Below are 10305 nucleotides of genomic sequence, written 5' to 3'. Positions count from 1 at the left end.
CGGTGGGAAAACCTCTCCGCCGTCCGGAACCGAATAGAGGTCATAGAGGGCGATGGCCGCGACCCGTTACTGCACATTCCGAAAGGGAGTGGGATCATCTCGCCAGATGGCGGTCTGCTGGCCCCGGGTCGTGGAACCACACCGTATGGCTATAGGGTCTGGCCACAGGGCCACGCCTCGCCACGCTATCGGGCCGAAGGGGCTCGTGCCGAGGGCTCGGTCCGGAAGGTGGATGCTGTACACGCCAAGGGTACAAGGGGTGCCTCAAGTGTACACAGGCCTGGCAAAACGGGATCATCCCTCATCAGGCCCTATCGCAAAGTTGCATTCGTGATAACCGGAGGTTGTGACCTGTCCGGTGTCGCACCGTCCCGGGACGATCGCATCACTTCTTTCAGGAAATGGTGTCCCCCTTCATTTCTCCGGCCGATCCAGCTGAGGGAATTCTGCGGTAACGTTTTCGCGCAGGGAAAATTGCTGATGGTATATCGCCTCCTTCTGCCAGCGATCGCGCGTGGGGAGGTGATCTTTTCCCCACTGTTCATACAGTTCTTGAGCGGCCCAATGAAGTTTGCGCCACCGTTCCGGCTCCGGTGTCTGAAGGTATCGTTCTGCCAGTTGCCGGATGATGCGGTCCATCCCATCGCCGCGTTGCTCCGGATCCCAGCACGCCAGTCCCCAACGAATCAGTTCCTCCCGCACCCGTCGGGCTTGAGCATAAGTCCATTGCCGGTACGAATCGTCGTCATCATACGCTGCCAGCATACTGGGGATTCGTTCCTCATCAAAAGAGCGCAGCACACAGAGTGCCTCTGAGTAATTCCGGATCTCTCGCAGACGCTCCCCCGGCACGCAAGCCAGCAGTCCCTCCACTGCTCGATTCAGGTCATCAGCGGCGATGAGGTAGTTGGCCAGAGGATTCCCGCCAGTGAGTTGATCAATCTCTTCGGCCCGGCCGATGGCTGAAGGGACCTGCCGTTTCAGCTGCTCCTCTGTGGCTTGCAGGCGAAAGGGCCTCAATTCCGGTATTCCGATGGAAGTCGCCATGGTACTCAATTCCGGGTTCTTCCAGGGATAAAGCCGTCCCCGCCCGGTGAGGACCAGCAGGACGCGCTGTTCTACGGCCAGAGGCCCCAGCAGGTAATCCTCCAGAAGGGGTAGCAACGTCCAGTCCGACTCGTAGACGTGGTCTACCATCACCACCAGCGGCTGCCGCCGGAGATATTTCCCGAGATGCCGGAACAGGGTTCGGCTCATCTCGGCTAGGTCTCTTCCCAGGAGCCGATCGGGAACGTTCGTTTCTATGCTCACCTGATGAAGGATGTCGGCCATGACCCAGGCTGGGTCCTTTCCAATATCCTTTCTCAGGTCTATCCGGATCACAGAGATTTCCTCCCGGCCCAGTTGGCGTTGGAAATGGAACTGCAGCCAGGTTTTGCCGACTCCTCGTTCCCCCCGAAGAACCAGTGCTCCATGCCCGTTCCGTCCCTTCTGGAGGGCATGCACTCTTTCTTCCAGAATTCTGAATTCCTCTTCGCGGTTGACAAAGAGCTGAGGCGAGTAGGGAAGCGACTGAACGGTGCTCACAAGGCCTCCTTTCTTGCATCTGCTTTGCTCGCTCACATCCCCCCAGTGACAATATCAATGATCAACAGAAGTGAGCAATTTACTCTCTCGGGTTTCTCTATGTTTGCTCACCATAGCCGAACAGATTTCTCTCCAGCGGACCTGGAGACTCACACCGTGGCCACAGTGGGAGTACCATCCCTTGCGAAAATGGGGGTTGTGGGTGTTGGAATTCGCCCCGCGTTCGTCCGGCCAATCGCGGCCCCACCTCTCCGGCTCCCAGGAATCGCACCAGGGGACACCCCCTTGCGACAAGCGATCAGCGATATACGATGAACGACAGCGAAACCAATTTGCGCTGTTGACAATTGGGAGCAATTGCAATACAATGAGGATTGAAGCACCGGGCGCGACGGTGTGGGGGCCTGCCTTTGCCCCCGGGCCTTCCTGGGCGCCGCGCCCGCTCGGGGAGGCCGGGGGCAATTCTTTGTGGACAAGGCCCCGTTCTGCCCCTGTTTCCTGGGCTGCGTCTGCGGTGCGGGGGGCGTTGAGTATGGCGTAGGGCCTTCCACCGCCGTCTCCGGCACCGCCCAAAGGGTGCCGAGGGGCAGTTCGGCCCCTTCCTCCCGGTGACACCCCAGTTTCGGCGAGGTGGGCGGGATATACCGGGCGGAAATCGCCCGCCGCACCGCCGAAAAGCCGACGTGGTCATCTTTCTCCTGGATGCCGCTGCGGGTATCCGCCAGTCGGACGACGAGATTTCTCCGTCGCTGTGGGCTGCCAGCCTGCTGGTGATCGTGGCGCCCAACAAGACAGACCCGGTGCGGCGGCGGGAACTCCTCGCCGTCCTGGAGGACGCCCGGCGGAAACCGAGCATAGAGCCCATTCCGATCTGTGCCCGCGCCGGGGCCGGTATGGCGGACCGCCTCATCCCAGTCATTGTGGAATCTTACCCCTAGATCGCTGTCGCTCTGGGGCGGGCGCTCCCGGCTGATCGGCGGCGGTTGGATGAGCGACTCATCTGCGGTGCGGCTATCCTCAATGGCATCATTGCCGTCGAGCCCGTGCCCGGACTGAATATCCCCCTCCCTCTGGCCGGACGGGTGCGGATGGCCCTGCGCATTGCTGCCATCTACAGCGAGTCTCTCTCTGTCTGCCACGCGAAGGAACTCCTCACCACCATCGCCGGAGGGGTGGGGCTGTGTTTCCTGGCCAGACAACTGGCCAAATTCCTCTCCGGTCCCGGCTGAGAGATCGCCGGGGTAGTGACCGGACTGGGCGCGTGGGCCATTGGGGAAGTGGCCGCCCTGTACTGTGAGACCGGTAAACAACTGACACCAGCCTAACTGCGCACCCGTTACCGCTGGATGCGCCACCTGCACCAGGAAGTCACCCCGTCAGAAGGAGGGCTGTCCCATGAAGAAGCAGTTCGTCCGCGATCTCCGCCCCGGCGACCGGGTACTCAGTTTCTTCCTATTGCGCCGCAAGCAGTTGGAGCCCTTCCGGGACCGCACCCGGGGAGAATTCCTCACTCTCATCCTCTCCGACCGGACCGGGGAGATTCTGGCACGCCTCTGGGAGGGCGCGCCGGAGGTGGACCGCCGCCTAGAATCCAGACAGATCGTTAAGGTACTGGGGCGGGTGGAGGAATACCTGGGCCAGCAGCAGATTATTGTGGAGAAGATTCGCCCCGCGAAGGAGGAAGAGTACGACCGGGCGGACATGATCCCTGCCACCGAGCGGAATGTGGCCCAGATGCTGGAAGAGATCCGGGCGGCGATAGCCGAGGTGGAGAACCCTCACCTGCGAGCGCTGCTCTCATCCTTCTTTGACGACCCGGAGTTCGTTGCTCGCTTCTCCCAGGCCCCGGCCGCGCGGCGGGTTCACCACGCGTACCTAGGGGGACTGCTGGAGCATACCGTGGAGGTTATCTCCCTCTCCCGCCACCTGCTGACGCTCTACCCCCAGATTCATCGGGACCTCTTGTTGACTGGTGTACTTCTGCGCGACATCGGCAAGATCCGGGAATACACCTGGGAGATGGGCATAGAGTACTCCGATGAGGGGCGGCTGTTGGGGCATGTGGTGATGTCGCTGGAGATGGTGGACCGGGTACTGGAAGGGATGCCGGACTTTCCGCCCGACTTGGCGCTGCGGCTGCGGCATATGATTGTGAGCCATCACGGGCAGTATGAGTGGGGCTCTCCCCGTCAGCCTCACACGTTGGAGGCGGCGGCCCTGCACTTCGTGGAGAATCTCAGCGCACAGGTGAACCGGTACCAGCGCCTCATCGCTACCCGCCGCGACCCCAGCAAACCCTGGACGGAGTACGATCCTCTGCTGGGCCGCTATCTCTACGCCGGACGGGAGGAGGAAGAGTTGGCGGTGGAGGAAGAGAGGCAACTAGAGTCAAGCGCGGGTCAGCCGGAGAGGGAAAGGTCTCTCTGGGAATTCCGGTGATGAGAGAATGCGCCACCCGAAATCAGTGGCAACAGAGCGCGAGCCACGAGCCCGTGTCGTCGTCTCTTTTCTTTGCTTTTGGGGATACATACCCGCCGCAGGGAGTTGAGGCTGGTAGCCCCACCGACGCAACGGCTCCACTGCCATCATCTACCGGGCCGATAGATCCCAGACTCCTCCGTCCACCCCGGGCGTGTTCCTGCCCTAGATCTCTGTTGCTTGTCTCGCGGCCATGGTTTGTTGACTTTGCGACCTGCGACTTTGCGACCTGCGACTTTGCGGCCCGCGACGTTTTGCCCCACCTGCTTTCCCGGGTGATTCTCACGACACGCGCTCGTGGCCAGCCTATACTGTGCTGGACAACCTTCCGCAGCAGGATGAGCCGTCCCAGCGGTTCGGAAACTGCCCGGACCCCACGGCCCTGTAGGGTCCGGGCAGGCAACTTTAGTCTGCACAACCATGGATTGCGATGCGGCCATCCTCCAGTTCTGCGATTTCGGGATCCTCTGCCCAGTCGTTCGGCAGAAGATCGGTGACAGCTTGAAAAAACCGGATGGCTTCTGCTGGGGACAATGGGCGTTTGGAAATAGCCGTCACGATGCGGTCATTCCAAATCACCCAACCGTTGGGCAATTCGCGGACTGCATGCTTCTGGGTATAAACGAAGATTCCAGGGCTCATTTCAGTCCTCCTCGTACTGATTTCGAGAATTGAAGTCAGCTCTCGCGATGAGCGAGAGACCGAGTATAACGCATGAACGAGATCAACACCAGTGACTTCAACAAGCTGTGACAATGGTGGCATTTTGTGGCGTATGGTATAATTATACCAAAATAACACCATCGTCAAGAGGGTGAAAAACGAAGCGCCGTTTCCCCTCCAGAAGTGTTCTGGAAGGGAAGTATACCGAACATTCAGTTTAACAATGTAGTCGTCGTATTCGTCTGCTCCAAGGGGGAATAGATGGAGCGCCCTCATTCCCCTTCTGGAATGTCTACAGGCTCGTGGCCCATCGCGACGATTTGCGCGGGGCCCCGGCAGCAGACCGCGCACACGATCCGGTCCCCGTAGTCCACTGTGGCCGGGGCGGTCGTACGCGGTGACCTTGGAACCTCCTGGCCCAGAGGCAACAGGATATGCTGAAGAAGCTGTCTCCTCCGGGCCGGGTAAACGGGCTGGGGATGGCAACGGGTGGGGTCAGATCGAGCCCCCCCAACTGAGGGTTGGGGGGGTTCATCGATCTTGAACACCCGATTGTCCTCGCCAGCCAACTGAAACGCTGGCCAGCGGAAATGGTACCCGGCAAAAACCAGCCCGAGTACCTGAATGGCGATGATGGAGCAGGAGGAGTTTCGTCGCCAGTTGAACGTGTCATTCTCCGGTTAACCTGCGGCAGAAACATCCCCCCGATACTCCCCAATCTGTTGGGGGAGGGGGGAAACCCAGGAGGCTCGAGTGGAAGTGGCCGTTTTATCTTCGGAACTGAGCAGGGCCATGCATCTCGCGCGCCAGATCGCGGAACCCATTTCTCTCCAGACCACTGACCACCAATTGGTGGTATTTAGTGCGAACTCCGAGGCGATGGTGTTCTGTCGCTTAGGGGCAACCGTGCACAAGCCCGGCGCAATCAAAGTTGTTGCCCGGACGGATCCAACAAAGTTGGGCAGGAATCTGCTTCTGAGCGCCCGTTCCGGCACCCTAGCGATCTCCGGCGATAGGGAAACAATGACGATACCCTGTGAGCCATTGGATGAGACGCCCGGGATCCCAGAAGTGGAAACAGTTGCTTCAACAAGCCTGGATGCTTTCTTGCAGGCCTTGCAACAAACCTTGTTCGCATCGGTCATCAGCACCTCTTCCTGGTGGGCAAACGTGCCGCCAGCCCTTCGCTATCTCTCGTTTAGAGCTGATAATGGAGAGTTAGAAATCATGGCGATGGACGGATACCGCCTCTCGTGGAAGAAGATCCCACTTCTCCGCGGTGGGAAGATCTCATTCCTCCTCCCCGCTCACCTGGCGCTGGGACTGAAAAAAGTCGTGTTTGCCGGGCCGAGGCAGGGAGAAGTATCTTTCGCATACAGTGGAAACTGGTATTCCATTCAGGCGGGGGGGACGACGGTGTTCTTTCAAAAAGATCCCCAGAGATCGTTCCCGCCCATTGACTGGAAATATTTTACCGCTGGCTATAGAACCAGCGCCGTTCTTTCTTGCGCCGACATAAAGCCGATCTTGGAAGTTTTAAAGCGGTTGCCCAAATACCATCCCCTGGCAAAGGATCTTACGGCATTTCTTCGATTTGCACAGAAGAGTCTCATTATGATCCCTCAACCCCCAGGGAAAACTGTCGCGATGAGTCTGGATGCTATCGTTGATGGAAAAGGAGATGTCGCTTTTCACGCCCCCTTCCTGGCGCAAGCGCTGGAGTCATTCCTGGTGCCAGGATCGCCCGCAGAACGGATCAGGATAGAGTTTGATCCCAACACCAGGCATCGTCCGGCAAGGTTCTCCTCGCCTGATGATGGATCATACATTCACCTGTTAATGCCGATTTCTGCCCGTTTTTCCTCCCCGTAGAGCCACCTCCTGCTCTGGCAACGACCAGCAAGCATCCTGCGGAAGAACATCATCTTTGAGGGGATGGGCCTGAGAGCCCCTGCCCCACGAGGTAACGGCCATGGGCATCTCCTACGTACCGGAAGAGTGGGGAGGTGAAGAGGGCCTGTCTCTCTGGACATCGCACCGCCAGGCGGCCCGGGTCTACTGAGTGGATTTGCGCCGTTTACACGCCAATGCCAGCCCGTTTGCGGACCCGTTGGCTACAGAAGGGATGCCCCGCCTGCCGGGTTACAACCCTTCCGGCGAGTGGCTCCAGCAATCGAAACCCTTCGCCCCGGCCGCCAGTGCGGGGGGCTGCCAGTACGGTTCGATTTTCCTAGTGTGCCGCCTCCGATGAGTATGCCCGGTTGGCCAACTTCTCGACCTCGGATGAGGTCATCTTTCTCGGCGATCGCCAGATGCCCACCGAGGAGAACCAGTGGACCTGGCTGCGCCTCGGGCTTGGGCTACATTGGTCCCATCACGACGCAGGACCATCACTGCCAAACCCTGCAGGAACTGTTGGCCACCGGTCGGTACTGGGAAGAGCTACCTATGTAGCCCAGCAAGAGGCGCACGAGTCGCCGGAGAAGCGGACCATCTACTGAGGTCTGGGTATAGTGTGGAAGTCATCGGCCCCGAAGACCTCGCCCGTCGCTGGTTGGTTCGGTATCTGGATATCTGCTCCGAGGTGCTGGCTGACCGAGAAGCGGCTCGTCGTCAGAACGAAATGCAAGCAGTTGAGACCGAGCCCCGACGCTCCCAGTACCTGGCGAACAAATACAACGACAAAACACCGGAGATCGTCGCCTGGCGGGTGCAATGCAAAGCCTTCAAAAAGCGACGGGCACCCGATCGGCCAGCAGTGCCCATAGAACCGCGTTATCGCGTGGATGACCAGCAGGTACGTCAGGATGCTGAACTGGACAAGGTGGACCTGTCGGTGACCGAAGGCAAAATTCCACCCTCTCCGATAGAGAGATCCTGGCGAAATGGAAGGGCCAACACGCGCCCGGCAGCCTCTCTATTCCTGAAAACGCCTCGGCGGATTGCTGTACTGGTCTTCTTGATGGTTGCTGGGTTGATCGAGCGCCAAGTACACCCGGTACTGGCTGAGTTTCACCAGCCTACCGCTGAGCGGATGCCCGAAGGGCGGATAACTTGCACCCGGCGGTGGCATGCGACCCACGCTACAAACCTGTCCCACTTGCCGACTACAGCCTGGTGCAGGTCAAAGACGAGGAAGGGTGATCAGGGTGGTATTCTTCCCGAATGGCCAGATGCTGGCCTCTGGGTCGCAGGACAGCACCGTGCGACTGTAGGCCATCCACGAATAGGGAACGAAATACCTAAGGCCCAGAACGAACAGTTGCAAAAAAATTTTTCTGTGCTACAATTGGATGTGTCACCTCAGGATGAAATGGCGGGTCGCGGGTTGGTGATTCTCTCCCTCTGGCGAGAGGATCGCCACCTGAGGCCCGCCATTTCTCTTCTGATGCACGAAGACTCCATTGTAGCCGAGATTGCTCGCATTCCAGAATCCCCCCAACCAGCCCCTGATCTGTGAGCCCCCCGCCGACGGGACCGGTGAGACTTGTTTCCCCATTTTGCCCTGGTACCAGATCCATCCGGTGGAGATTCTGCCGATGGGTGAGGAAGGGGTGCAAGAATTGTCGATGAGATGATAGACTGGACATAAGCGAAAATCGCCCTGTTGGTTGATGGGCTGAAGGCGTACGAAAACGACCGAGGCTCGGCACCGGGCAGTGTCCGCATGGCCAATGTGCGCCGGAGATTTCTTCCTGGGGTACCCCTTCGTGAAGTAAACGCGGACATCGTAAGGGGCTTCGGCTAAACGGCCATTCAGCCATCGTACGCAACAGATTCGTGCATCCCTGTCCGCAGTGGTCACGCGGACCCACGTGTGCTACTAGCGCCTCAGCACCTGGGCGGGGTTGTCGAGGCGCTTGCTGTCGAGTTCGCGATTGCTCTTGAACTCACAGGAGACATGCCTCCGTGGCGGCGGACAAGTTTGCTGAATGAAGCGGCGGGAAGCGTGCCAGGAGTCGAACTGAACATATATCTTCTACCCTTTCAGCAGGAGAGGGGCCAATTCGACCAGAATTTGGCGGGTAATGCGGTACTTGCCGCAAAAGGGAAGACGTCATTCCCCGGGTCGCTTGCGATTGAGCCAGCGCACTGTCTTTTCTCGCAGATAGAGCCGCAGGTCGACGGTCGCCACATTGGGCCTGACCTGCATCGTACACACTACCGAACAGAAGCCGTTTTTGTAGCAAGTTGAGTTTGGGTACTTTCGCTGTGGTCGAAGAACCAATCGACCGGTTCCGGATAGCGGGGGTCCCGCTCTTTCTCGCCAAAGGAACCGCTGGTATTGATGGAAATCACCCTGGGCGCACCAGTGCGTTCTGCCTCGGCAATGAGCCACGTCACTGGATGAGTACGTAGGGCTACTCGCATCTCGTTGACTTGCCAAGGACGGATGCGCAGAAGAAATTTGCCGTTTGGACGATACCGTGCGGCAGTGGGACCCCGACAGCAGAGAGCTGTATATCCTGGAAGGGCGTATCGCCAAGGCATCCTACGTGGCCTTCTCGCCGGATGGCTCGGTGCTGGCGTACGGGTCGTGGGATCACATCGTGTGGCCGGGGACCCCGCCGCGAGGTAGGCGCTGCATCCCCTGAAGCATACGGACTGGATGTACAGTGGAGCCTTCTCCCCGGATAACTGGATGCTGGCATCCGGGTTGTGGGACCACACCGTGCGGCTGTGGGATCCCGCTGCCAGAGAGGGTCTGCGCATCCTGCTGGGGCATACGAGCGGGGTGGTCGGCGTAGTTTTTTCCTCCCCCAATAACCGGATGATTCCTCTATCAGCGAAGCGGGCAGAAATGGTCTACAAGCCGCGGGTTGATGAAGCAGAGGGGGCCGGTCATGGATTTTGCCCGGCGGGGTAAAATCCATGGTGTCGGGATACTTCTTCATTTGCTAGAGAAAGATCACATGCGTAGCGCTATAATACCAATAACCCCGATCGCGGCGGCCCATCACCACAGGAGGTAAAAATGGGACTGTATACGGACCGGGTGTTCTGTGTAGCTTTCTCCCCGGATGGACGGATGCTGGCATCTGGGTCGTCCGCCAGCACTGTGCAGTTGTGGGACCCCGACAGCGGGCAGGTACTGCGCATCCTGGAAGGGCACAGAGGCTCGGTAGACAGCGTGGCCTTTTCCCCCGATAGCCAGATACTGGCATCCGGGTCGGTGGATCGCACCGTGCGGCTGTGGGATCCTGCCACAGGACGGGTACTACGCATCCTGGAGGGGCACAGAGGCCCGGTGCTCGGCGTGGCCTTCTCCCCCGATGGCCGGATGTTAGCATCCGGCTCGGTGGACTCCACCGTGCGGCTGTGGGACCCCGACAGCGGGCAGGTACTGCGCATCCTGGAAGGGCACAGAGGCCCGTTGCTCGGCGTGGCCTTCTCCCCCGATGGCCGGATGTTGGCCTCTGGATCGTACGATCGCACCGTGCGGCTGTGGGACCCCGCCACCGGGAAGGTGCTGCGCATCCTGGGAAGGCACATAGGCCCGGTGTACAGCGTGGCCTTCTCCCGGGATGGCCGGATGCTGGCATCCGGGTCGGTGGACCGCACTGTGCGGCTGTGGGA

Annotated in this window: 11 protein-coding genes; 9 read left to right on the top strand and 2 right to left on the bottom strand. The window is 59.5% G+C overall.

All coding sequences use genetic code 11. The features are described 5' to 3' along the window. Window positions 1-414: 414 nt before the first annotated feature. Window positions 415-1587 (bottom strand): ATP-binding protein, encoded by a 1173-nt coding sequence (locus ABJK56_RS04300; protein ID WP_347243429.1) that lies wholly within the window; start codon window positions 1585-1587, stop codon window positions 415-417. Window positions 1588-2270: 683 nt separating this feature from the next. On the opposite strand from ABJK56_RS04300, the gene ABJK56_RS04295 reads away from it, so the two are divergent. The 3 genes from ABJK56_RS04295 (at window position 2271) to ABJK56_RS04285 (ending at window position 4026) form a co-directional block, all read left to right on the top strand. Further along, a complete protein-coding gene (locus tag ABJK56_RS04295; RefSeq protein ID WP_347243428.1) occupies window positions 2271-2525 on the top strand; it encodes a hypothetical protein in 255 nt (84 codons plus the stop codon). 45 nt (window positions 2526-2570) lie between these two features. Then, window positions 2571-2816, top strand: coding sequence for a hypothetical protein (locus ABJK56_RS04290; RefSeq protein ID WP_347243427.1), 246 nt, complete (start codon window positions 2571-2573; stop codon window positions 2814-2816). A 166-nt stretch (window positions 2817-2982) separates the two neighbouring features. Further along, on the top strand, window positions 2983-4026 hold the full coding sequence (locus tag ABJK56_RS04285; RefSeq protein ID WP_347243426.1) for an OB-fold nucleic acid binding domain-containing protein: 1044 nt from the start codon (window positions 2983-2985) through the stop codon (window positions 4024-4026). A 444-nt stretch (window positions 4027-4470) separates the two neighbouring features. Here the strand turns inward: ABJK56_RS04285 and ABJK56_RS04280 are convergent, their stop codons facing one another. Next, entirely contained in the window at window positions 4471-4707 is a 237-nt protein-coding gene (locus ABJK56_RS04280; protein ID WP_347243425.1) for a hypothetical protein, read from the bottom strand. A 774-nt stretch (window positions 4708-5481) separates the two neighbouring features. Here ABJK56_RS04280 and ABJK56_RS04275 point away from each other — a divergent pair. From ABJK56_RS04275 to ABJK56_RS04250, 6 genes are all read left to right on the top strand, one after another. Further along, window positions 5482-6600, top strand: coding sequence for a DNA polymerase III subunit beta (locus tag ABJK56_RS04275; protein ID WP_347243424.1), 1119 nt, complete (start codon window positions 5482-5484; stop codon window positions 6598-6600). 389 nt (window positions 6601-6989) lie between these two features. Next, entirely contained in the window at window positions 6990-7229 is a 240-nt protein-coding gene (locus ABJK56_RS04270) for a hypothetical protein (protein ID WP_347243423.1), read from the top strand. A gap of 14 nt (window positions 7230-7243) precedes the next feature. Continuing rightward, on the top strand, window positions 7244-8188 hold the full coding sequence (locus ABJK56_RS04265) for a hypothetical protein (RefSeq protein WP_347243422.1): 945 nt from the start codon (window positions 7244-7246) through the stop codon (window positions 8186-8188). A 955-nt stretch (window positions 8189-9143) separates the two neighbouring features. Continuing rightward, entirely contained in the window at window positions 9144-9323 is a 180-nt protein-coding gene (locus tag ABJK56_RS04260; RefSeq protein ID WP_347243421.1) for a hypothetical protein, read from the top strand. Window positions 9324-9337: 14 nt separating this feature from the next. Then, entirely contained in the window at window positions 9338-9595 is a 258-nt protein-coding gene (locus ABJK56_RS04255) for a hypothetical protein (RefSeq protein ID WP_347243420.1), read from the top strand. Window positions 9596-9703: 108 nt separating this feature from the next. Beyond that, window positions 9704-10305, top strand: a 602-nt coding sequence (locus ABJK56_RS04250; protein WP_347243419.1) for a WD40 repeat domain-containing protein, incomplete at its 3' end; no start/stop codon positions are given.

The organism is Thermogutta sp. (assembly GCF_039793925.1).
Taxonomy (GTDB): Bacteria; Planctomycetota; Planctomycetia; order Pirellulales; family Thermoguttaceae; genus Thermogutta.
The sequence above is the reverse complement of the archived record's forward strand: the minus strand, read 5'-3'. Positions and strand labels throughout refer to the sequence as shown.